Below are 23,192 nucleotides of genomic sequence, written 5' to 3'. Positions count from 1 at the left end.
TAATTTGTAGATGACTTCCCGCTTTCGTCACGTTGCGCTGATCGGCAAATACCAGGCTTCAGGCGCCCGGGCGCAGGCAGACGCGCGCGACGGCGTCATGGAAGATATCGGAGCATTCCTGGAATCTCAGGGGTGCGAGGTGTTCGTAGAAAAGTCTGCGGCCGACGAAGCCGATGCGGACGCGAACGTCGGCGGCCGCTACCAATCGCTGAGCGTCGATGAAATCGGCCAGCGCTGCGACCTCGGCCTTGTGGTGGGAGGCGACGGAACCATGCTGGGCATCGGCCGGCAGCTGGCGTGCTACGGCATTCCGCTGATCGGAATCAACCGCGGGCGGCTCGGCTTCATCACCGATATTCCGCTCGACAACTACCAGGCCACGCTGATCCCGATGCTGGCCGGCGAGTACGAGGAAGACCACCGCAGCCTCATGCATGCGCAGGTCATGCGCGACGGCGCGTCGGTTTTCGACGCGCTGGCAATGAACGACGTGGTGGTGAACCGCGGCGCCACGTCGGGCATGGTCGAGCTGCGCGTGTCTGTCGGCCGGCATTTCGTGGCCAACCAGCGCGCCGACGGCCTGATCATCGCAACGCCCACGGGCTCTACAGCCTATGCGCTGTCGGCCGGCGGGCCGCTGCTGCACCCTGCGGTGCCGGGATGGGTGCTGGTGCCCATCGCACCGCACACGCTCTCGAACCGCCCGGTGCTGCTGCCCGATGCCGACGAGATCGTGATCGAACTGGTGGCCGGGCGCGACGCCAGCGCCAATTTCGACATGCAATCGCTGGCGTCCCTCGCCATCGGCGATCGCGTGGTGGTGCGCCGCTCCGACTTCCGGGTGCGCTTTCTGCATCCGCGCGGGTGGAGCTATTTCGACACGCTGCGCAAGAAACTTCATTGGAACGAAGGGGGCTCCTGAGATGGCGCTGCGACGCATCGCACTGCGCGACTTCGTGATCGTGCGATCACTCGAACTCGATCTGTCCACCGGCTTTACGGTGTTGACCGGGGAAACCGGCGCGGGCAAGTCGATATTGATCGACGCGCTTCAGCTGGCGCTCGGCAACCGCGCCGACGCGAGCTCGGTGCGCGAAGGCGCCGAGCGGCTGGATGTCAGCGCCGAGTTCGATGCCGATCCGGCCTTTGCAGCCTGGCTCGACGAAGGCGGATTCGAAACCGGCGACGCCCTGCTGCTGCGCCGTACGGTCGATCTGCAAGGCCGAAGCCGCGGCTGGATCAACGGCAGCCCGGCCACGGCGACGCAGCTGCGCGAGCTTGGCGACCGCCTGCTCGACATCCACGGCCAGCATGCGTGGCAGAGCCTGACGCGCCCCGAGGCCGTGCGCGGCCTGCTCGACGCCTATGCCGGCGTGCGCACCGATGCGCTGGACACGGCCTGGCAAGCCTGGCGGCAAGCACTCTCCGCGCTCGACCACGCGCGCTCGGCGCAAGATTCGCTGCAACGCGAGCGCGAGCGGCTGCAATGGCAGATTGCCGAGGTGATGAAGCTGGCCCCCGCCGAGGGCGAGTGGGAAGAGCTCTCGACCCACCATGCCCGCGTCTCCAACGCACAGGCGCTGATCGATGCGGCGCAAGGTGCCAGCCAGGCGCTGAAAGACGACGACAGCGGCGCCCTCGCAGCGCTGTCTCGCGCCGTCACTCTGCTGCAGAACTGCGAGCACATCGAGCCTGAATTCCGCGCCCTTGGCGAGGTGCTGGCTTCCAGCGTGGCACAGGCCTCCGACGCCGCGCATTCGCTGCACGGGTACCTTCGCGACGCCGAAGCCGATCCACAGCGCCTCGCCGAGCTGGACGAGCGCATGGGGCTCTGGATGTCGCTGGCGCGCCGCTACAAACGCACGCCCGGCGACCTGCCGGCGCTGCTGGCCGGCTGGCAGGCCGAGCTGAAGGCACTCGATGCGCAAAGCGACCTCGAAGGGCTGGAGCGTGCCGAGCAAAGCGCCGAGCAGGGCTACATGAAGGAAGCCAAGGCGCTCGCCAAATCGCGCAAGCAAGCGGCACCGCGCCTGGCCGAGGCGGTCACGCGGGCCATGCAGGGGCTTGGCATGCAAGGCGGCCGTTTCGAAGTCGCGCTGCAGCCGCTGGCGCAGCCGGGCCGCGCCGGCCTCGAAGACGTTGCCTTTCTCGTGAGCGGCCATCCCGGCAGCACGCCCCGCCCCATCGGCAAGGTGGCTTCGGGCGGCGAGCTCTCCCGCATCGCCCTGGCCATCGCGGTGACCACGAGCCAGCTTGGCGCCGCGCAGACGCTGATCTTCGACGAGGTCGATGCCGGCGTCGGCGGGGCCGTGGCCGAGACCGTGGGGCGTCTCATGAAACAGCTTGGCCGCGACCGCCAGGTCCTGGCCGTGACCCATTTGCCGCAAGTGGCCGCCTGCGCCGATCACCACCTGGTGGTGGCCAAGCGCCAGACGACCGCGGCCGGCCAGGACGGCCCGCGCACCGAAAGCGGTGTTTCGCGGCTCGACGACGACAATCGCGCCCGCGAAATCGCCCGCATGCTCGGCGGCGAGAAGCTTTCGCAGACTTCGCTGGCGCATGCCCGCGAAATGCTGGGCCACAAGACTTCGGCGGCGATGTGATGGACCTCGACCTGGTGCTCATCACGGGCATGTCCGGCTCAGGCAAGTCGGTGGCGCTACATGCGCTGGAAGACGCCGGCTACTACTGCGTCGACAACCTGCCGCCCGAGTTGCTGACCCCTTTCATCGCGCTGCAGCACGAACAGCAGGCCACGCGCGTCGCCATTGCGATGGACGTGCGCAGCGGCGTGTCGCTGCCGATCGTCCCGCAGCAACTCGATGCCTTGCGAAATGACGGCGTCTCGCTGCGATCGCTTTTTCTGGACGCGACCACCGACGCGTTGCTGCGGCGTTATTCGGAGACCCGCCGGCGCCATCCGCTTTCGCGCCTCGAGGGACGCACCGACGCTCCCGAGCAGGAGCGCGCGCTGGTTCAGGCCATTGAACTCGAGCGCGAGCTGCTGGCCGATTTGCGCGACGGCGCCGACGTGATCGACACCAGCCTCATCCGGCCGGCCCAGCTGCAGAGCTACATCAAGGCCCTGATCTCGGCGCCGCCGAGCGCATTGACGCTGGTGTTCGAGTCGTTCGCCTTCAAGCGCGGCGTGCCGCTGGACGCCGACTTCGTATTCGACGTGCGCATGCTGCCCAATCCGCACTACGTGCCCGCATTGCGCCCGCTCACGGGCCGCGATGCGCCGGTGGTCGAATGGCTGCGCGAGCACGAGGACGTGGCGCGCATGTACGACGACATCGAGCAATTTCTTTCGCGTTGGCTCGATGCGCTGGCGCGAGACCATCGCAGCTACGTGACCGTGGCCATCGGCTGCACGGGCGGCCAGCACCGCTCGGTATTCCTGGTCGAACAATTGGCGCGCGCATTCGGAACCCGCTGGGGCGCCCTCAAGCGGCACCGGGAACTCGACGCGACTTAAGCTCGCCCCCAGGTTACGCGCACTTCGTGTCGCTTCTCCCTCCCCTACCGGGGGCAACACCAGAGGCCCGGCAAATCCGGCTCCTCGGTGTTCCACGAAGGAGCCAGTACGCTAACTTGCGCTGCTCTCCAAAAGCAACTTGCGCACGGGCGCCGGCAGCCCCAGGCGGCCCCACTCTTCGGCATCCACCCAGCGCGCGGCATCGCCCTGCAGTTGGCCGCCGCTGCGAAGCAGCACCGGATGAAGGTGCAGGTCCTTGTGGGTCAGCACGTGCACGAAGGGCTGCAGGTCTTGCGCGTGGCGCTGCTCGGACGAGGGCAGCGCGGCAAGCAGCTCTTCGCGGCTTTCAAACACCGGCAGGCAATAGAGCCCGGCCCAGATGCCCTTCTCGGGCCGCTTCTCCAGCCAGATACGGCCTTCTGCATCTCGCGCCAGCAACGCCCAGAGCGACTGGGCGCTGCGCTTCAGCTTGCGGGTCTTGACCGGGTAGCGCTCGGGCTGCCCCTCTCTCAGCCCCATGCAGGTCGTGTTCACCGGGCAGATCGTGCAGCTCGGCTTGCGCGGGAGGCAGACCGTCGCGCCCAGGTCCATCACCCCTTGTGTATAGCTCGCGATGGCCTCTTTCTGCTCGGCCGGCGGAAGGAGCTGCGTGGCCTGGTCCCACAGTGCGCGCTCCTGCGCAGACGAAGACATGTCGCCGCCAAAGCCGAGCACGCGCGTCAGCACGCGTTTCACGTTGCCGTCGAGAATCGCGACCCGCTCTCCGAAACAGAAAGCCGCGATCGCTGCCGCGGTGGAGCGGCCGATGCCGGGCAAAGTCGTGAGTTCGGCGGCCGTGCGCGGAAACTCGCCGCCGAAGCGGGCCACCACCTCCTGTGCACAGCGGTGCATGTTGCGCGCGCGGCTGTAGTAGCCCAAGCCGCTCCAGAGGCCGAACACCTCGTCCTCGGTGCCCGCAGCCAGGGCTGACACGGCCGGAAAGCGTTCGAGAAAGCGCGCGAAATATCCGAGCACGGTCGAGACCTGGGTCTGCTGGAGCATGATCTCCGACAGCCAGACGCGGTAGGGATCCCGCGTGTTCTGCCACGGCAGCTCGCTGCGGCCGTGGCTGCGCTGCCAGTCGACGATGCGCTGGGCGAAAGCAGCGGGTCCCTGCAGTTCCGTGGCCGCAGTGGACACCGGACGATCAGGCCGCACGCAGTTCGCCGATGGCGGCGGCCGCGGCGACCGGCCTTCCCTGTTGAGTGATCATCGAAGTGAATTCCTGCAGCCGGACATGCAACTCGGCCAGGCTGCTCTCCTGCGCGGATAGCTCAAGCAGGCGCTCGTCGAGGTTGCCGGCCGCACTCTGGATGCGCTCGATCGCCTCGATGCGTTTGGTGAAGTTGCGGCGGCGCTCCTTCAGCTGCGCGTCGATCTGCGCACTGGCGCCCTTGCTCCAGCGCTCGACCTCGGTCATTGCGGCTTCGTTGACCAGCCTCAGCCGGCTTGCGAGTGCACGCACGAGCTTGTCGCAAAAATCGGCCTGGGCCAGCTTCAGCAGATTGCCGACGCCCAGGTAGTGAATGTGGCTGCGTTCGATCTGGCTCAGCTCCTGTTCGAAGCTGGTCAGGTCCGGCTCGGCGGGTGCCTGCAAGGTGAAGCCCTGCTCCGCGTTGAGCTGGCGGAAGGTGGCGTGCAGCATCGACTGGATCTCGGCCGTGGTCGCCTGCACTTCGCGCAGGTTGTTGCGCAGCGAGTCGAAGGTTTCGCCGTACACCTTTCGCACGTTGAGCTTGATGCCCGGGCGCTTGAGCGCGCCCGAAAGCCGCACCATGTCGGCCTTGAGCGCGGTGCGGCCGAGCACGGCGTACACCTCGCGCAGCAGCTTGCCCTGCACCGAGCGCAGGGCCAGGATGCGCGTGTTGCTGCCCTCGAACTCTGTCTGCTCCTGGTCGATGCGACCACGCATGTGGCGGATGACCGAAATATTCTTGCCGCGCAGGCCCTGCAGTTCCAGCGCCTGCTCCGACAGATCGCGCTGGCGCACCTTCAGGATGCGCTCGGCCTCGACCCGCAGCGCCACCATGCCTGCGTCCACGGCAAGCCGCAGCATGGTTTCGCGTTTGCCGAGCACGCCTTCGGCGAGCAGCGTTTCGAGTGCCGGCAGGCGGCTGGCGTCGAGCAGTCGCGCGTCGTGCTGGATTTTTGCCTGCAGGCCCTTTTGCGCCGACACCGGCAGCACCTGCATGAGCGGAACCTCGAGAAACTTGGCTGCCACTTCGCGCTGCCGCTCGATCTGCATCTCGATCTGCGCGGGCGTACTGAGCGCGTCCCACATGGTGTCGATCTTGTTGAGCACCACGAAGCGCGTGTCGCTGCCTTCGCTTTCGGTGACCAGGTGCTCGCGCCAGATGGACAGGTCGGAGCGCGTCACCCCGGTTTCTGCGCCCAGGATGAAGACGACGGCATGGGCCTGCGGGATCAGGCTCACCGTGAGTTCGGGTTCGGCGCCGATCGCGTTCAGGCCCGGGGTGTCGAGGATCACCAACCCCTGCTCCAGCAAGGGATGCGGCATGTTCAGGATGGCATGGCGCCAGCGCGGAATCTCGACCCGGCCTTCTGCGTCCTGCACCGGGTTGTCGTCCGGCGTCTCTTCGTTCCAGAAGCCAAGGGCGTGCGCCTCGTCCTTGCTGACCCAGCGCACCTCGGCCACCTTGCCCATGGCCTGGGCCAGCTGCTCGGCGTTCTCCACGTCGATCGCGATTTCGGTCCAGCGCGTGGGCTTTTCGCGCCAGTGCGTGAGCGAATGAGGCTCCAGGCGCGTTTCGATCGGCAGCAGCCGCAGCTTGGGGGCCTGGGCGGCGTCATAGCCCAGTTCGGTCGGGCACATCGTCGTGCGCCCCGCGCTGGCCGGCATGATGCGCCGCCCGTAGCCGGCGAAGAAGATCGCGTTGATCAGCTCCGACTTGCCGCGCGAGAACTCGGCGACGAAGGCGACCATGACCTTGCTGTTGCGGATCTGCAGCTCCAGGCCGCGCAGGCGCTCGGCCACGGCCTGGTCGAGCAGCTCGTTTTCGGTCAGCCAGCGGGTCAGCCACTGCAGGCGATGCGCAAAATTGCTTCGCCAGGCACCGTGCTGATCGAGTTGTTGATTGAAAGAGCGGCTCAAAGGGAATATGTAAGAAACAACTTACAAATATAGCATCGCAAGCTGTGGAGCAACCGTTTGCAGGATATTCGAACGCGGGCGTTGGAACACTATTTTTGACAATTTGGGCAATAGTAAGTGGAACGCTGCCCCTGGCGCACTTGCCGGATCGGCGTTGCGCAGACCCGACAAGGTTCGCCGGCGCGGCCGTAGACCGTCGCTTCGAGCTGGAAGTAGCCGTTCTGCCCATCGACATTGGAGAAGTCGCGCAGCGTGCTGCCGCCCTTCTCCACCGCCCTGGCCAGGATTTCGCGCACCGCCGCATGAAGCCTGGCCGCCCGCGGCCGGCTGATGCGCGCGGCCGAAAGCGTCGGGCGGATGCCCGCCTGGAACAGCGCCTCGGAGGCGTAGATGTTGCCGACGCCCACCACCACGTCGCCCGCGAGCAGCACCTGCTTCACTGCGGTCCGGCGCTTGCGAAGGCCGGCATGAAACGCGTCCAGGTCGAACGCGTCGCCCAGCGGCTCCATGCCAAGGCCGCCGAGCAGCTTGACGGCCCAGGGCGCCGACTCGTCCTCCACGTAGACCACGGCACCGAAGCGGCGCGGATCGTTGAGCCGCAACGTGCCGCGATCGGTGACCAGATCGAAGTGATCGTGAACACCGGGCGCGGGAAGCGCCGCATCGAAGCGCAGGCTGCCCGACATGCCCAGGTGCAGCAGCAGCAGCCCGCGGTCCAGGTCGATCAGCAGGTACTTGCCGCGCCGGCGCACTTGCAGCACCCGGCGCCCGGCCAGCGCCTCGGGCGCGACCATCAGCGCCCACCGCAGGGGCTTGCCGATGCGGACCGCATCGATGCGCGCACCGGCGATGCGTTCGGCAAAACCGCGCCGCGTCACTTCGACTTCGGGAAGCTCAGGCATGAAATTGAAATCTCCGGGCTGCGACGAAGCCCCACGAGATGCTCGCTCAAAAGCTTGGATTATTATGGTTCGATGATTCCATCGCTCCGCCGACACCGCCTTGCGGCGGTCGCGTCCCTCGTCTTGCTGGCTTGCGCCGTTCAAGCGCAAACGCCCGACCCCGCCGCGCCCAGGAGTCCGGCGCCCATCGTCGAGCGGCCGACGCCATCCCGGCCGGGAACGAGGCCCGCTCCGGCACCGGCCGCCGCAAAGTCAACCGACGCGAAGTCCGCCAGCGAACCCGCCGCACAACCCTCGGCCCTGACTGCGGAACTGTTCTACGAAATCCTGATGGGCGAGATGACCACGCGCTCCGGAGATCCCGGATCGGGCTATGCGCTGGTGCTCGACGCGGCCCGGCGGCTGCGAGACGGCAAGCTGTTCCAGCGCGCGGTCGAAATCGCCCTGCAATCGCGCTCCGGCGACGCGGCGCTTGCGGCCGCCCGTGCATGGCAGGAAACGCTGCCCAATTCGCGCGATGCACGCCGCATCGAGCTTCAGATCCTGATTGCGCTGAACCGCATCAGTGAAACCGTCGCGCCGCTGCGCGCCGAGATCGCGGCCACGCCGCAGATCGAGCGGCCGATGCTGATGGCAGTGATCGCCCGCAATTACTCGCGCGCCTCCGACAAGAAGCTGGCCGCGTCGGTGGTCGAGCAGGCACTGGCCGATGAGCTCAAGAGCCCCACCACCGGTGGCCTTGCCTGGGCGACCGTCGGCCGCCTGCGCCTGAATGCCGGCGACACCTCCGGCGCAGTGGACGCCGCGTTCAAGGGCCAGCAGCTCGACCCCGCATCCGACGCCCCGGCCGTACTGGCGCTCGAAATGATCGACCCCGGCCAGCCGCTCGCAGAACCGATCGTCACGCGCTATCTGGCCAACAACCCCAAGGCACCGCCCGACCTGCGCATCGCCTACGCACGCGTGCTGGTCGAAAACCGCCGCTACACCGATTCCGCTGCGCAATTGCAGGTGCTCACCACTGCCCGGCCCGAATTGGCCGAGCCCTGGCTGCTGCTCGGCAGCCTCCAGGCCCAGGCCCGGCAGGACGCGGCGGCCGAAACGTCGCTCAAGCGCTATGTCGATCTGGCGGCCAATCAGAAAGATGCGGAAGATCGCCAGCGTGGCACCACGCAGGCGTACCTCGTTCTGTCGCAGCTGGCGGAACGCCGCAAGGACTTCACGGCCGCAGAGCGCTGGCTTGCGCGCGTCGACAGCACCGACGAACTGGTTGTTGCGCAGACGCGCCGCGCGGGCCTGCTGGCGCGCCAGGGCAAGCTGCCCCAGGCACGCGAAATCGTGCGCGGCCTGCCCGAGCGCACGGCCGAGGACAAGAAGCAGAAATTCCTGGCCGAAGTGCAGTTGCTGCGCGACGCCAAGCAATACCAGGCCGCCTACGACATGCTGGCCCAGGCGTCCGCCGCTGCCCCCAACGACAGCGACCTGGTCTACGACCAGGCCATGGTGGCCGAAAAGCTGAACCGCCTGGACGAAATGGAGCGGCTGCTGCGCCGGCTGATCGAGCTCAAGCCCGAGAACCAGAACGCCTACAACGCGCTCGGCTACTCCTTCGCAGATCGCAAGATCCGGCTCGACGAGGCGCGCACGCTGATCCAGAAAGCCGTGCAGCTGGCACCTGAAGACCCCTTCATTGCCGACAGCCTGGGCTGGGTGGAATTCCGGCTGGGCAACACGACCGAAGCCATCCGCATTCTCGAGGCCGCCTACAAGACCCGGCCCGACCCGGAAATCGGTGCGCATTTTGGCGAAGTGCTCTGGTCCACCGGCCAGAAGGACCGCGCGGTCACGATCTGGAAGGAAGCCCTCCTGAGCGACGCCGAGAACGAGACCCTGCAGGAGACGCTCAAGCGCTTGCGGGTCAAGCCGTGACGGCCATGCTTTCCCCCGGGCTTGAGGGTGGCCGCCGGAGCGCGCTGGCGGCGGGCGCTGCGGCGCTTCTGCTCGCGGCCGGCTGCGCGCAACTCCCGAGTGGCACGCGGCCCCAGGGCACGGACGCATGGAGCGGCCGCATGTCGCTGCGCATCGACAGCCAGCCTGTGCAAACCTTTTCCGCCCTGTTCGAGCTGCGTGGCTCGCCCGAGTCGGGCGAACTCTCGCTCACGAGCCCGATCGGCAGCACGCTGGCCCAGCTGCACTGGTCGCCAGGCGAAGCCCTGCTCAAGAATGGCAGCGACGTCCGGCGCTTCGATTCGGTCGATGCGCTGATCGAAGCCGCCACCGGTGCCGCCATACCCGTCGGTGCGCTCTTCGGCTGGCTCGCGGGCCGCGACGAGCGCGTTCCCGGATGGCGTCCGGACCTGGGGCAGATCGCCAACGGCCGCTTGCAGGCCACCCGCGAAGCCCCGAGCCCCACGGCGGACCTGCGCATCGTGTTCGAACGGTCATGAAGGCGATCTACGACCTTCCCGCACCGGCCAAGCTCAACCTCTTCCTGCACATCACCGGCCGGCGCGAAGACGGCTACCACCTGCTGCAGTCGGTCTTCATGCTGATCGACTGGTGCGACACGCTCCATGTCGAGCTGCGCCGCGATGGCCAGCTCAGCCGCGAAGACCTGACGACCGAACTGCCGCCCGACGACCTCGTCCTGCGCGCCGCGCGCGCGCTCCAGGCGCATGCGGCGCCCGGCCAGGGCGCCCACATCGGCATTGCCAAGCAGGTGCCGGCGCAGGCCGGCATGGGCGGGGGTTCTTCGGACGCCGCGACCTGTCTGCTGGCCCTGAACCGGCTGTGGAAGCTGAACCTGCCGCTGTCACGCCTGGCCGAAATTGGCGTGAAGCTGGGCGCCGACGTGCCGTTTTTCCTCGGCGGGCGCAACGCCTGGGTCGAAGGAATCGGCGAAAAAATCACCCCCGTGAACGTCCCTTCCGCACGGTTCGTGGTGGTCAAGCCACCCGAGGGACTCGACACCCGGCTAATTTTTTCTGCGCCGGACCTTCAACGCGCCACTCCTGTTGCTATAATCTCGGGCTTTGCTGCAGATAGCGAACAGCTTGAAGCCCAAGACCCCGAAAGCAGCGCTTTCAAGGTTTTCGGCTTCGGCCACAACGACCTGCAGCCGGTTGCCCAGCGGCTTTGCCCCGCGGTCTCCGAAGCCATCGACTGGCTCGGCGCCCAAGGACTGAAAGCCCGGATGACCGGCTCCGGAAGTTCGGTATTCGCGAAAATGCCGCAAGAGCCGCAAGAAGCGGAACTGGCCGAAGCCCCCACGGGCTGGCAGGTTCGTCAATGCAACAATTTGGCCGTTCATCCACTTTGGGGATGGGCGACCTGAAGATGATCGGACTGTTGAGGTCCGATGCGACATATATCGGTTTGTGGTGAAAACCATCGACCCGTGTAGGGGAGTCGCCAAGCTGGTTAAGGCACTGGATTTTGATTCCAGCATGCAAAGGTTCGAATCCTTTCTCCCCTGCCAAATCTTTTCAGGCTGCGGTCTCACCCGCCGCAGCGCTCTTCAGGCTGCGGTTTAACCGCCGCAGCGCTTCAAACTGCGGCCCACCGGCCGCAGTGCTTCTTTTGCAGCCCACCCGCTGCAATAATTGGCGGCCCCTGGGTCGCCACGAATCAAACTCTTTGGCGGCTTCCTAAAAGCCAATTCGCACTGCCGGGACGCGCTCATGCAGGCTAATCACCCTGATTTCATGGTTTTCACCGGCAACGCCAATCCTGGCCTGGCCGCAGAAATCGCGCAAAACCTCGGTACCTCGCTGGGTGCCGCGCGCGTTGGACGCTTCTCCGACGGTGAAGTCACCGTCGAGATCAACCAGAACGTCCGGGCGCGCGATGTGTTCGTGGTGCAGTCGACCTGCGCACCGACCAACGAGAACCTGATGGAACTGCTGATCATGGTCGACGCGCTCAAGCGCGCCTCGGCCGAGCGGATCAGCGCGGTGATTCCCTACTACGGCTACGCCCGCCAGGACCGCCGCCCGCGTTCGAGCCGCGTGCCGATCTCGGCCAAGGTGGTGGCCAACCTGCTGGAAACCGTGGGCGTCGAGCGCGTGCTCACCATGGACCTTCACGCCGACCAGATCCAGGGCTTCTTCGACATTCCGGTCGACAACATCTATGCCTCGCCAGTGCTGCTGGGCGACCTGCGCCAGAAGAACTACGAAGACCTGATCGTGGTCTCGCCCGACGTCGGCGGCGTGGTGCGCGCGCGTGCGCTGGCCAAGCAGCTGAACTGCGACCTCGCCATCATCGACAAGCGCCGCCCGAAGGCCAACGTGAGCGAGGTCATGAACGTGATCGGCGAAATCGACGGCCGCAACTGCGTGATCATGGACGACATGATCGACACCGCCGGCACGCTGGTCAAAGCGGCCGAGGTGCTCAAGGAACGCGGTGCAAAAAGCGTCTACGCCTATTGCACGCATCCGATCTTCTCGGGCCCGGCCATCGAGCGCATCACCCACTCCGCGCTCGACGAAGTGGTCGTGACCAACACCATTCCCCTTTCCGACGGCGCCCTGGCGTGCGGAAAGGTCCGCCAACTCTCCGTGGCACCGCTGATCGCCGAAACGATCCAGCGCATTGCCAAGGGCGAGTCGGTCATGAGTTTGTTCTCGGACCAGGACAACCTGTTCTGACCCGAGCAAAAAGCGGGCTCCACCTTCCTTTTTCCGGAACGGGGCCCTTGTTGAACCGGAGTCGCACTGGTCGCGGTGGACTCTCACAGGAGTTGTTATGAAATTCGTCGCTTTTGAGCGCGCCAAGCAGGGCACGGGTGCGAGCCGCCGTCTCCGCATCTCGGGCAAGACGCCCGGTATCGTCTACGGTGGTGAAGGCCAGCCCCAGCTGATCGAGCTCGATCACAACGCGCTGTGGCACGCCCTCAAGAAGGAAGCCTTCCACTCGTCGATCCTCGAAATGGAACTCGGCGGCGCCACCAGCAAAGTGCTGCTGCGCGACGTGCAATACCACCCGTTCCGCCAGCTGGTGCAACACATCGACTTCCAGCGCGTCGATGCCAAGACCCGCCTGCACATGAAGGTGCCGCTCCACTTCAACGGTGAAGAAGAGTCCGACGCCGTCAAGCTCGACCACAACCTCGTGAACCACGTGATGACCGAGCTCGAGATCAGCTGCCTGCCGACCGACCTGCCCGAGTTCATCGAGATCGATCTCTCCGGCCTGAAGAAGAACGCCACGCTGCACGTCAACGACATCAAGCTGCCCAAGGGCGTGAAGTTCGTGAGCCACGGCAAGCTGAACCCGGTCGTCGTGTCGGCCGTGCCGCCGCTGGTCGCCGAAGAGCCGGCACCCGCCGCTGAAGGCGCCGCAGCAGCTGAAGGCGCCGCACCGGCTGCCAACGGCAAGCCTGCCGCCAAGACGGCAAAGCCCGCCGCGAAGAAGTAATTCCCTTCGCGTCCCTGCAGAAGGCCCGCCTCGTGCGGGCCTTTTGCTTTGGGGCCGGCGAGATAATTCCCCTCATGATCAAGCTGTTTGTCGGCCTCGGTAACCCGGGGCCTGAATACGAAGCCACCCGGCACAACGCCGGCTTCTGGTGGATCGACGCCCTGGCGCGCGACTGGAAGCTCAATCTCGCGCCCGAGCGCAGCTATCACGGCCTTGCGGCGCGCGCGAGCATCAACGGGCAGAGCGTCTGGCTGCTGGAGCCGCAGACCTTCATGAACCTGTCGGGCAAATCGGTGGGCGCGCTGGCGCGCTTCTTCAAGATTGCGCCCGAAGAAATCCTCGTGGCGCATGACGAGCTCGACGTGGTGCCCGGCCAGGCCAAGCTCAAGTTCGGCGGCAGCCACGCCGGCCACAACGGCCTGCGCGATATCCATGCGCAGCTGGGCACCGGCGACTACTGGCGCCTGCGCCTGGGCATCGGACACCCTGGCGTGAAGTCCGAGGTCATCAACTGGGTGCTCAAGAAGCCGCTGAAGGAGCAGCGCGAAGCCATCGAAGACGCCATCGTGCGCACCCTGCACGCTGCACCCGCCCTGGTGGCCGGCGAGATGGAAAAAGCCACCCTGATCATTCACACGAGCAAACCGCCCCGGCCCAAACCGCCGCGGCGAGAGCCCGGCGATGGAGGCACGCCCGCCGCCCCATAGCCAGCCGGCACCCAGAGCGCGGGAGAGCGAGAGAAGAAAGGGAGAGAAAAAGAAATGAAAAGAAAAACCACGGCCGGAAAAATCGGCATTGCTATCTTTTTGATAGCCTCCAGTACTTACTGGATACCTGCCGCGGCACAAGGAAGGTCTGAGGCCTACCGCTGCGGCAACACCTACACCGACCGCCCCTGCGAAGGCGGAAGGCCGGTGAAAGTCGACGACACGCGCACCGAGGCCGACCGCCACGCCTCGGAGGCCGGAACGCGCAGGGCCGAAGCGCGTGCCGATCAGCTGGAGCGCATTCGCCTGTCCCAGGAAAAAGAAGCCTACGAGCGCAGCCGAAGGTCAGCCCACGAGGCCCGGCAGGCCGCCATCGCCGAACGCCGGCTCGCGTCCTCCGAGCAGCTGGCGCGGGCACGGGCCCAGAAACTCGTCTCGGAGCCGCACAAGTCGAGTACGCGCTTCAGCGGCTCGTCCGACGGAAAACACGCATCCGCGCCGGGCGATGGCGGCAAGAAGAAAAAGCGAAGGTCCTCGTCCGACTCAAGCGCCGGCTGAGGGCGTCCCGGTCCGCGGCTGCGGCTGCGGCTGCGATGCAGCGGCCGCCGCGGCCTTGGCCGCGGCGAGCCGCTCGAACTTCTGCCACAGCGTCTCGCGGCTTTCGACGTGTTCAGGATGGATCGGGATGCACGCGACCGGACACACCTGCACGCATTGCGGCTCGTCGAAGTGGCCGACGCATTCGGTGCACTTGCGAGGGTCGATCTCGTAGAACTCCGCGCCCATGTAGATTGCATCGTTCGGGCACTCGGGCTCGCAGACATCGCAGTTGATGCATTCGTCGGTGATCATGAGGGCCATACCCGATTATCGCGAACAAGGCACGCTTGTTGCAGGAGTCGGGTTATGCTGCGCCCCGCCCCATGAGCCTGTTTATTCTCAAGCGCCTCGCCACGCTGATCGGTACGCTGATCGGCGCCTCGGTCATAGTTTTCCTCGTCCTGGAGATCCTGCCTGGCAATGCCGCGCAGATGCTCATGGGCCCGGACGCCGCACCCGAGGCCGTGGCCGCCCTCGCCACCAAGCTCGGCCTCGACCAGCCCGCATGGACACGCTACTGGCACTGGATTGCCGGCCTCCTGACCGGCAACCTGGGCGACAGCTACGCCTACAGTTCGCCGGTGCTCGACCTGATCCTCGAACGCCTTGCGCTCACCGTGCCCCTTGCCCTGCTCGCGATGGCCTTGACCACGGTGCTCGCGCTGCTGGTGGGCGTGACCGCCGCTGCGCGCCACAACAAGCTCGGCGACGTCGGCCTGATGGGCCTCACGCAGGTGGGCATCGCCATTCCCAATTTCTGGTTCGCGATCCTGCTGATCCTGGTGTTCTCGGTTCAGCTGCAGTGGTTTTCCGCCGGCGGCTTCGAGGGCTGGGGTGAAGGCATCTTCGCAGGCATCAAGTCGCTGCTGCTGCCGGCCCTGTCGCTCGCGGTGGTGCAGGCCGCGATCCTCGCGCGCATCACGCGTTCGGCCGTGCTCGAGGTGATGCGCGAAGACTTCGTGCGCACCGCGCGCGCCAAGGGCGTTTCGCAGCGCGCCGTGCTCTGGACCCACGTGCTGCGCAACGCGATGATCCCGGTGGTCACGGTGATGGGCATGCAGTTTTCCGAGCTGCTGGCCGGCACCATCGTGGTCGAAAACGTGTTCTACCTGCCGGGCCTGGGCCGGCTGATCTTCCAGGCCATCAGCAACCGCGACCTGATCGTGGTGCGCAACTGCGTGATGCTGCTCGCGGCCATGGTGGTCATCGTGAATTTCGTGGTCGACGTGCTTTACGCGGTGATCGACCCGCGCATCAAGGCCAGCGATATATGAGCGCAGCGCCAAGGGTGCATCTATGAGCGCCATACCCATTCCGAGCGCAGCGGCGCTCAAGGTGCCGGGCTTCTGGCGCCGTGCCCTCCAGCACCGCAGCTTCGTGCTCGGCGGCGCGCTGACCCTGCTCCTGCTGCTTGCCGCCCTCGTCTCGCTGGTGTGGACGCCCTGGTCGCCCTACGAGATGGACATGGCCAGCAAGCTGAAGCCGCCGTCGGGCTCTCATTGGCTGGGCACCGACACCTACGGGCGCGACGTGGCTTCGCTGCTTCTCGTGGGCGCGCGGGCTTCCATCCTGGTGGGCGTGATCGCGGTGGGCATCGGCCTCGTCGTGGGCACGGCGCTGGGCCTGCTCGCGGCGGCGCGGCGCGGCTGGGTCGAGGAAGCGATCATGCGGCTCACCGATTTCTCGCTCGCCTTCCCGGCCATCCTGTCGGCCATCATGATGACGGCCGTGTTCGGCGCCGGCATCGTCAACGCGATCATCGCCATCGGCATCTACAACATCCCGACGTTTGCGCGCATCACGCGGGCGTCGGCCAACGCCATCTGGTCGCGCGAGTACGTGGCCGCCGCGCGCGCCTGCGGCAAGGGTTCGTTCGCCATCACGATGCAGCATGTGCTGCCCAACATCTCGGCCGTGCTGATCGTGCAGATCACCATCCGCTTCGCCATCGCGATCCTCGCCGAGGCCGCCCTCTCCTACCTCGGCCTGGGCACCCAGCCGCCGCAGCCCTCGTGGGGCCGCATGCTCAGCGAGGCGCAGACCATGATGTTCCAGTCGCCGCTGCTCGCCGTGTTCCCGGGCATGGCCATCGCCATGGCGGTGCTGGGCCTCAACCTGCTTGGCGACGGGCTGCGCGACCTGCTCGATCCGCGCCTTGCGCGCGCCCGCTAAGCGATATGCCTCTTCTCGAAGTCAAGGACCTGCACGTCGAACTGCAAACGCAGCGCGGCCCCGCCGAGGCCGTGCGCGGCATCGGCTTCACGCTCGAGCGCGGCGAAACGCTGGGCATCGTCGGCGAATCGGGTTGCGGCAAGTCGATCACCGTGATGTCGCTCATGGGCCTGCTGCCGCCCAGCGCCAAGGTGACGGGCAGCATCCGATTCGACGGCAGCGAACTCGTCGGCCGCGATGAAAAAGCCATGTGTCAGATCCGGGGCAACCGCATCGGCATGATCTTCCAGGAGCCGATGACGGCGCTGAATCCGGTGCACACCATTGCGCGCCAGGTCGGCGAGCCGCTGCGGTTGCACCGCGGGCTCTCAGGCGCCGATGCACGCAAGGAAGTGCTGGCGCTGCTCGAGCGCGTGGGTATTCCCGACGCGGCTTCGCGGCTCGACGCCTATCCGCACCAGTTTTCGGGCGGCCAGCGCCAACGCATCGGCATCGCCATGGCCCTGGCCTGCGGCCCCGACCTGCTGATTGCCGACGAGCCCACCACCGCGCTCGACGTCACCATCCAGAAGCAGATCCTCGAGCTCATCCAGGGCCTCGTGGCCGAGCGCGGCATGGCGCTGATCCTGATCTCGCACGACCTCGGCGTGATTGCCCAGACCGTATCGAAGATGCTGGTGATGTACGGCGGCAGCGTGGTCGAGAGCGGCCCCACCGAAACCGTGTTCGCCGAGCGCGCGCACCCCTATACGCAGGGCCTGTTCGCGGCGCGGCCGGCACTGGGTGCGCCGCGCGGAATCCGCCTGGCCACCATCCGGGGCAGCGTGCCCGAACTGGTCGACCTGCCGCCGGGCTGCCCTTTCGCGGGCCGCTGCAAGTACACGGTCGATGCCTGCCACGCGACCCGGCCTCCGCCCACGATCCTGCGGCACGAGCACGCGGTGCGCTGCATCCGGCTCGAGGAAATTGCCGCGGAAGGCGCCCTCGCATCATGAATCAACCCACCGGCACGCAGCCCCTGCTCGAGGTGACGGACCTTGTGCGCCACTACGCGCTGCCGCGCGAAAAGCTCTTCGGCCCGCCGCCGACTGTGAAGGCGCTCAATGGCGTGAGCTTCGAGGTGCAGGCCGGCAAGAGCGTGGGCATCGTCGGCGAATCGGGCTCGGGCAAATCGACCATCGCGCGCCTGGTGATGGCGCTCGACACGCCCACCTCGGGCAGCGTGCGCATGCTGGGCCGCGACCTGCACCAGCTGCCCCGGAGCGAGCTGCGCGTGGCGCGGCGCGATTTCCAGATGGTGTTCCAGGACCCTTACGGCTCGCTCGATCCGCGCCAGACCGTGGCGCGCATCGTGGCCGAGCCGCTCGAGGCGCTGGCCGAAACCAGCCGCGCCGTGCAGCGCGAGCGCGCCTCGGAGGCCTTGGCGGCCGTGGGCCTGCGCACCACCGACATGGACAAGTACCCGCACGAGTTCTCGGGCGGGCAGCGCCAACGGATTGCAATTGCGCGCGCGCTCATCACGCGCCCCAAGCTCATCGTGGCCGACGAACCCGTGAGCGCGCTCGACGTATCGGTGCAGGCCCAGGTGCTCAACCTCATGCAGGACCTGCAGCAGCAGTTCGGCATCAGCTACCTGCTCATCAGCCATGACCTCGCGGTGGTGAACCACCTGTGCGACGAGGTCTGCGTGGTGTGGAAGGGCAAGGTCGTCGAGCAGGGCCCGCCCGCCGAGCTGTTCCGCCATGCGCGGCATCCGTACACGCGCACGCTGCTCGACGCGGTGCCGCGCACGCCCACCGGCGGCACGCTGCTGGCGGCCTGAGCCTCCCTCCGGGCAGGCCCATGGCCTGACATCGAAGCTTCGCGAGGCGGCTCTAGGATGAGTGGGTCATAAGCATCTGGTTGCGCGGCCGGCCCTGTCTCGCGGAAGATGCCTGCCCCCTGTTCCGAGGACATCGCTTCATGCTCAAACGACGCACCCTGCTCGCCACCGGCGCCGCAGCCCTGGCCCCCTTCGCGCTGCCGACGGCCGCAATCGCGCAGAGGAGAAAAGACGCGCTGGTGCTGGCGCTCACGCTGGAGCCCACGGGGCTCGACCCCACGGCCAAGGCCGGCGCCGAGATCGCGGAAGTGGTGCTCTACAACGTCTTCGAAACGCTCACCAAGATCGACTCCGACGGCAACGTGGCGCCGCTCCTGGCCGAGAGCTGGGAAATCTCGCCCGACCTCAAGACCTACACCTTCAAGCTCAGGCGCGGCATCCGGTTCCAGAACGGCGAGCCCTTCAATGCCAACACCGTGAAGTTCTCGTTCGACCGCGCCGCCGCGGCCAACAGCACCAACAAGGACAAGCGCACCTTCACCAACATCGCCGCGCAAGTGATCGACGAGCACACGGTCGTGCTGATCAACAAGGAGATCGAACCCGAGCTGCTCTTCCTGCTGGGCCAGGCCTCCGCCATCGTGGTCGAGCCCAAGAGCGCCGACACCAACGCCACCAAGCCGGTCGGCACGGGTCCCTACAAGCTCGACAACTGGGCCAAGGGCTCGGCCATCGTGCTCGCCAAGTGGGAGGGATACCGCAACGCCGACGCGGTGCGGATCCGCAAGGCGAGCTTCCGCTTCATCTCCGAGCCGGCCGCGCAGACGACGGCGCTGCTCTCGGGTGACGTCGACCTGTTTCCGCACGCCTCGGTCTCGCGCAGCCTGCCGCAGTTCCAGAACGATAAGCGCTTCCAGGTGGTGTTCAACGCCTCGCGCGGCAAGACCATCCTTGCCATCAACAACAGGCGCAAGCCGCTCGACGACGTGCGCGTGCGCCGCGCCATTGCCGCCGCCATCGACCGCAAGGCCGTGATCGAGGCCGCCGTGGACGGCCGCGGCGTTGCCATCGGCAGCCACTACGTGCCGGGCGCGCCGGGCTACGTCGACACCACGGGCATCAACCCGTACAACGTCGAGAAGGCGAAGCAACTGCTGGCCGAGGCCGGCGTGAAAACACCGCTCGAACTCGACTTCGTGCTGCCGCCCCCGCCCTACGCGCGGCAAGGCGGCGAGCTCATCGCCGCGCAGCTGGCCAAGGTGGGCATCGTCGCCAAGATCCAGAACGTCGAGTGGGCCCAGTGGATCAGCGGCACCTACGGCAACAGGAACTACGATCTCTCGCTGATCCTGCACGTCGAACCCTTCGACCTCGTGAACTACACCAAGCCCGAGTACTACTGGGGCTACCAGTCGGCCAAGTTCAACGAACTGTTCGACAAGGCGCGCAACAGCGCACGCACTGCCGATCGCCTGCGCTACCTCGGCGATGCGCAGCGCCTCCTGGCCGAGGACGCGGCCAACGTCTTCTTGTTCCAGCCGCAGTTCATCACGGTGGCGGCGCGCAACCTGCGCGGACTCTGGAAAGACACGCCGATCTTCGTCAACGACATTGCCGCCCTCTCCTGGAGCTGAGCCGGCATCCGGGAACGTCCCGAGGAAAAAGCACCTCCGCGGCCCAGCGGCAAGTCGCCCGCTGCGAGAGAATGACTTTGCTGCGCGCGTGGCATCTTTCGTGCTGCGTGTCCTTCCTTCGTGCCGCGGCGCCTCCATTCGGGGCGCGGCCCACACTGGAAGCAGTCATTCGCACACTCACCGTTTTTCCGGAGATCACAACGTATGTTGAACCGTCGCACCCTCCTTACCACCGCTGGCGCCACTGTCGCGCTGGCCTCTCCCATTGCCGGCATGGCGCAGGGACGGAAGGACGCCATCGTGATCGGCATGGCGCTCGAGCCGCCGGGGCTCGATCCGACCGCTGGCGCCGCGGCCGCGATCGCGGAGGTCGTGCACTACAACATCCTCGAAACGCTCACCAAGATCAACGCCGACGGCAACGTGACGCCCCTGCTGGCCGAAAGCTGGGAAGTCTCGCCTGACCTGAAGACCTACACCTTCAAGCTCAAGCGCGGCGTCAAGTTCCAGAACGGCGAGCCCTTCAACGCCAACACCGTGAAGTTCGCCTTCGACCGCGCCGGCAGCGAGAAGAGCACCAACAAGGACAAGCGCACTTTCGCGAACCTGAGCACGCAGGTGGTCGACGACTACACCGTGGTGATCATCAACAAGGAAATCGACCCCGACCTGCCCTTTGTGCTGGGCCAGGCCACCGCCGTCATCGTCGAGCCCAAGAGCGCCGACACCAACGCCACCAAGCCGACCGGCACCGGCCCCTACAAGCTCGACAGCTGGGCCAAGGGCTCGTCGCTCACGCTGAGCAAGTGGGAGGGCTTTCGCAGCCCCGGCACCGCGAAGATCAACAAGGTCACGTTCCGCTTCATTGCCGACGCCGCCGCACAGGCCGCGTCCCTTTTGGCCGGCGACGTCGACGTGTTCACGCGCATCGGCACGCGCGTGGTGCCGCAGTTCAAGAACAACCCGCAGTTCCAGACCATCCTGGCCGGCTCGCGCGCCAAGACCATCCTCTCGATCAACAACAAGAAGAAGCCGCTGGACGACGTGCGCGTGCGCCGCGCCATCCTCGCGGCCATCGACCGCAAGGCCGTGATCGAGGGCGCGGCCGACGGCTTCGGCGTGCCGATCGGCAGCCACTACGTGCCGGGCGCCGCGGGCTATGTCGACACCACGGGCATCAACCCCTTCGACATCGAGAAAGCCAAGAAGCTGCTGGCCGAAGCCGGCGTCAAGACGCCGCTCGAACTCACCATGACCCTGCCCCCGCCGCCCTATGCGCGCCAGGGCGGCGAGGTGATCGTGGCACAGCTGGCCAAGATCGGCATCACGGTGAAGGTGCAGAACGTCGAGTGGGCGCAGTGGCTCAGCGGCACCTACGGCAACAAGGAGTACGACCTGTCGATCGTTTCGCACGTCGAGCCCTTCGACCTCGGCAACTACGCCAAACCCGACTACTACTGGGGCTACCAGTCGAAGGCCTTCAACACGCTGTTCGACAAGATCAAGGCCACCGGCAACGCCACCGAGCGCAACAAGCTGCTCGGCGAGGCGCAGAAGATGCTGGCCACCGATGCGGCCAACGGCTTCCTCTACCAGCCGCAGTTCCCCACCATCGCGAAGAAGAACGTGAAGGGCCTCTGGAAGGAAAACCCGATCTTCGTGAACGACCTCTCGGCCCTGTCGTGGGGATGAGCGTCGACGTGTCCTCCTCCTCTTCTTCGCTGAACGACCTCTCCGCCCAGGAACTCTCGGCCGCCTACCGCGACAAGCGCCTGTCGCCGGTCGAGGTCACGCAGGCCGTCATCGCGCAGATCGAGCGCTGGGAGCCGCGGCTGCAGGCCACCTGGCTCTTCAGGCCCGAAGCCGCGCTCGAACAGGCGCGCGCCTCGGAAGCGCGCTGGCAGCGCGGCGAAGCGCTCGGCCCGCTCGACGGCGTGCCGGCCACCATCAAGGAAAACATCGCCACCCGCGGCGATCCGATGCCGGCCGGCACGGCCGCTGTCGACCTGAAGCCGGCGGCCGCCGATGCACCGCCGGCCGCACGCCTGAAGGAAGCTGGCGCGGTGATCGTGAGCAAGACCACCATGCCGGACTACGGCATGCTGTCTTCGGGGCTCTCGAGTTTTCACAAGCTGGCACGCAACCCGTGGGACCTCCGCAAGACCCCGGGCGGCTCTAGCGCCGGTGCCGGCGCCGCGGCGGCCGCAGGCTATGGGCCGCTGCACGTCGGCACGGACATCGGCGGCTCGCTGCGGCTGCCCGCGAGCTGGTGCGGCATCTTCACGCTGAAGCCGAGCCTGGGCCGCATTCCGATCGATCCGCCCTACATGGGCCGCGCCGCAGGGCCGATGACCCGCAGTGTCGGCGATGCCGCTCTGATGATGCAGGTGCTCTCCAAGCCCGACGCGCGCGACAGCATGAGCCTGCCGCCGCAAGACATCGATTGGTCGGGCTTCGACGTGTCGCCCGACCATCTGCGGGGGCTGCGCATCGGTCTGCTGCTGGACGCGGGCTGCGGCCTGGCGGTCGAGCCGGAGATCCAGGCGGCGGTCGAGCATGCGGCGCGCCTGTTCGAGAAAGCCGGCGCGATCGTCGAAACCATGCAGCCGTTCATGTCGCAAGCCATGCTCGAAGGCATGGACCACCTGTGGCGCATGCGCTCGCTGGTGGACATGAAGGCGCTGCGCGCCGACCAGCGTGCCAAGGTGCTGCCCTACATCCGCGAATGGGCCGAGAGCGCGGCCGAGTTCAGCGGCGAGCACGTGTTCCGCGGCTTCAGCCAGTTCCACGCGACCCGCGTGGCGGCGGTGCAGGCGTGTGCGCGCTTCGACTACGTGATCTCGCCTGTGTCGCCGAACATGCCCGCAGCCGCGGAAGCGCCTTCGCCGACGAACGACCCGCTGCGGCCGCTGGAGCACATCGGGTTCACGGTGCCGTTCAACATGTCGGAGCAGCCCGCTTCCTCGGTGAACTGCGGGTACTCAGCCGCGGGATTGCCCATCGGGCTGCAGATCGCAGGAAAGCGTTTCGACGACCTCGGCGTGCTGCGCGTATCGCGTGCGTTCGAGCAGATTCGGGAGCCGCAGCGGCCCTGGCCTGTGGCGCCTGAACGCTAGGACGTGCTTTGTTCAGGGCGCGATCTCGCCGACGGCGTGATCGTGGGTCAGGCGGTCATTGATCGGCCAGCGTCGCAGCCGCGTCCATCGTGCGCAGGGCATCGGGTGCTCCCCGCAGCGAAATAAAGGAGGAGCCGAAGGCGGGGGACATTCGCGGAGGGGAGTACCCGGTGTCCTTCGCACGCACCC

The 23,192-nt window shown here is 66.7% G+C and carries 21 protein-coding genes and 1 tRNA gene; 18 read left to right on the top strand and 4 right to left on the bottom strand.

All coding sequences use genetic code 11. The features are described 5' to 3' along the window. Positions 1–10: 10 nt before the first annotated feature. From ACAM55_RS04190 to rapZ, 3 genes are read left to right on the top strand one after another with little or no spacing between them, the layout of a single operon-like run. A complete protein-coding gene (locus tag ACAM55_RS04190) occupies positions 11–922 on the top strand; it encodes an NAD kinase (protein ID WP_369654810.1) in 912 nt (303 codons plus the stop codon). 1 nt (position 923) lies between these two features. Next, positions 924–2,603, top strand: a complete 1,680-nt coding sequence (recN, locus tag ACAM55_RS04185; protein WP_369654809.1) for a DNA repair protein RecN — start codon at positions 924–926, stop codon at positions 2,601–2,603. After that, complete coding sequence (gene rapZ / locus ACAM55_RS04180; RefSeq protein ID WP_369654808.1) at positions 2,603–3,478, top strand: RNase adapter RapZ; 876 nt, start codon at positions 2,603–2,605, stop codon at positions 3,476–3,478. Before recN ends, rapZ begins: the two co-directional genes overlap by 1 nt. Positions 3,479–3,589: 111 nt before the next feature. On the opposite strand, the gene mutY is transcribed toward rapZ, so the two are convergent. From mutY to mutM, 3 genes are all read right to left on the bottom strand, one after another. After that, positions 3,590–4,657, bottom strand: a complete 1,068-nt coding sequence (mutY, locus tag ACAM55_RS04175) for an A/G-specific adenine glycosylase (protein WP_369654807.1) — start codon at positions 4,655–4,657, stop codon at positions 3,590–3,592. Positions 4,658–4,664: 7 nt separating this feature from the next. Beyond that, the gene (locus tag ACAM55_RS04170) at positions 4,665–6,629 is read right to left on the bottom strand and encodes a dynamin family protein (protein WP_369654806.1); all 1,965 of its coding nucleotides are present in this window, start codon (positions 6,627–6,629) and stop codon (positions 4,665–4,667) included. 89 nt (positions 6,630–6,718) lie between these two features. Next, entirely contained in the window at positions 6,719–7,531 is an 813-nt protein-coding gene (gene mutM / locus ACAM55_RS04165) for a bifunctional DNA-formamidopyrimidine glycosylase/DNA-(apurinic or apyrimidinic site) lyase (RefSeq protein ID WP_369654805.1), read from the bottom strand. Between the two features lie 72 nt (positions 7,532–7,603). On the opposite strand from mutM, the gene ACAM55_RS04160 reads away from it, so the two are divergent. The 8 genes from ACAM55_RS04160 to ACAM55_RS04125 all read left to right on the top strand — a co-directional run bounded on the left by ACAM55_RS04160 (position 7,604) and on the right by ACAM55_RS04125 (position 14,217). Continuing rightward, positions 7,604–9,460: a tetratricopeptide repeat protein gene (locus tag ACAM55_RS04160; protein WP_369654804.1), complete on the top strand. Its 1,857-nt coding sequence runs from the start codon at positions 7,604–7,606 to the stop codon at positions 9,458–9,460. A 5-nt stretch (positions 9,461–9,465) separates the two neighbouring features. Then, a complete protein-coding gene (locus ACAM55_RS04155) occupies positions 9,466–9,978 on the top strand; it encodes a lipoprotein insertase outer membrane protein LolB (protein ID WP_369654803.1) in 513 nt (170 codons plus the stop codon). Next, the gene (ispE, locus tag ACAM55_RS04150; protein ID WP_369654802.1) at positions 9,975–10,865 is read left to right on the top strand and encodes a 4-(cytidine 5'-diphospho)-2-C-methyl-D-erythritol kinase; all 891 of its coding nucleotides are present in this window, start codon (positions 9,975–9,977) and stop codon (positions 10,863–10,865) included. Before ACAM55_RS04155 ends, ispE begins: the two co-directional genes overlap by 4 nt. 67 nt (positions 10,866–10,932) lie before the next feature. Further along, positions 10,933–11,009, top strand: a tRNA-Gln gene (locus ACAM55_RS04145). A gap of 202 nt (positions 11,010–11,211) precedes the next feature. Further along, complete coding sequence (locus tag ACAM55_RS04140; RefSeq protein ID WP_015867115.1) at positions 11,212–12,183, top strand: ribose-phosphate pyrophosphokinase; 972 nt, start codon at positions 11,212–11,214, stop codon at positions 12,181–12,183. A 97-nt stretch (positions 12,184–12,280) separates the two neighbouring features. Continuing rightward, on the top strand, positions 12,281–12,952 hold the full coding sequence (locus ACAM55_RS04135; RefSeq protein ID WP_369654801.1) for a 50S ribosomal protein L25/general stress protein Ctc: 672 nt from the start codon (positions 12,281–12,283) through the stop codon (positions 12,950–12,952). A gap of 74 nt (positions 12,953–13,026) precedes the next feature. After that, complete coding sequence (gene pth, locus ACAM55_RS04130; protein ID WP_369654800.1) at positions 13,027–13,659, top strand: aminoacyl-tRNA hydrolase; 633 nt, start codon at positions 13,027–13,029, stop codon at positions 13,657–13,659. A 54-nt stretch (positions 13,660–13,713) separates the two neighbouring features. Next, complete coding sequence (locus tag ACAM55_RS04125) at positions 13,714–14,217, top strand: hypothetical protein (RefSeq protein WP_369654799.1); 504 nt, start codon at positions 13,714–13,716, stop codon at positions 14,215–14,217. Here the strand turns inward: ACAM55_RS04125 and ACAM55_RS04120 are convergent. Further along, positions 14,203–14,520, bottom strand: a complete 318-nt coding sequence (locus ACAM55_RS04120; RefSeq protein ID WP_369654798.1) for a YfhL family 4Fe-4S dicluster ferredoxin — start codon at positions 14,518–14,520, stop codon at positions 14,203–14,205. The genes ACAM55_RS04125 and ACAM55_RS04120 overlap by 15 nt on opposite strands. A 62-nt stretch (positions 14,521–14,582) precedes the next feature. Between ACAM55_RS04120 and ACAM55_RS04115 the strand changes: the two genes are divergently transcribed. The 7 genes from ACAM55_RS04115 to ACAM55_RS04085 all read left to right on the top strand — a co-directional run bounded on the left by ACAM55_RS04115 (position 14,583) and on the right by ACAM55_RS04085 (position 23,003). Next, a complete protein-coding gene (locus ACAM55_RS04115) occupies positions 14,583–15,533 on the top strand; it encodes an ABC transporter permease (RefSeq protein ID WP_369654797.1) in 951 nt (316 codons plus the stop codon). Positions 15,534–15,555: 22 nt separating this feature from the next. Then, positions 15,556–16,431, top strand: coding sequence for an ABC transporter permease (locus tag ACAM55_RS04110; RefSeq protein WP_369654796.1), 876 nt, complete (start codon positions 15,556–15,558; stop codon positions 16,429–16,431). Positions 16,432–16,436: 5 nt separating this feature from the next. Then, entirely contained in the window at positions 16,437–17,426 is a 990-nt protein-coding gene (locus tag ACAM55_RS04105) for an ABC transporter ATP-binding protein (RefSeq protein WP_369654795.1), read from the top strand. After that, the gene (locus ACAM55_RS04100; RefSeq protein WP_369654794.1) at positions 17,423–18,253 is read left to right on the top strand and encodes an ATP-binding cassette domain-containing protein; all 831 of its coding nucleotides are present in this window, start codon (positions 17,423–17,425) and stop codon (positions 18,251–18,253) included. Before ACAM55_RS04105 ends, ACAM55_RS04100 begins: the two co-directional genes overlap by 4 nt. A gap of 140 nt (positions 18,254–18,393) precedes the next feature. Continuing rightward, entirely contained in the window at positions 18,394–19,887 is a 1,494-nt protein-coding gene (locus ACAM55_RS04095; protein ID WP_369654793.1) for an ABC transporter substrate-binding protein, read from the top strand. Between the two features lie 204 nt (positions 19,888–20,091). Next, positions 20,092–21,579 carry an ABC transporter substrate-binding protein gene (locus ACAM55_RS04090; RefSeq protein WP_369654792.1) on the top strand — a complete coding sequence of 496 codons (1,488 nt, stop codon included), beginning with the start codon at positions 20,092–20,094 and terminating at the stop codon, positions 21,577–21,579. Continuing rightward, positions 21,576–23,003, top strand: coding sequence for an amidase (locus tag ACAM55_RS04085; RefSeq protein WP_369654791.1), 1,428 nt, complete (start codon positions 21,576–21,578; stop codon positions 23,001–23,003). The genes ACAM55_RS04090 and ACAM55_RS04085 overlap by 4 nt, the downstream gene beginning before the upstream one ends. Positions 23,004–23,192: the final 189 nt, after the last annotated feature.

The sequence above is a fragment of the Variovorax sp. V213 genome (assembly GCF_041154455.1).
In the GTDB taxonomy this organism is placed as follows: Bacteria; Pseudomonadota; Gammaproteobacteria; order Burkholderiales; family Burkholderiaceae_C; genus Variovorax.
This window is presented reverse-complemented; position numbering and strand designations above follow the sequence as displayed.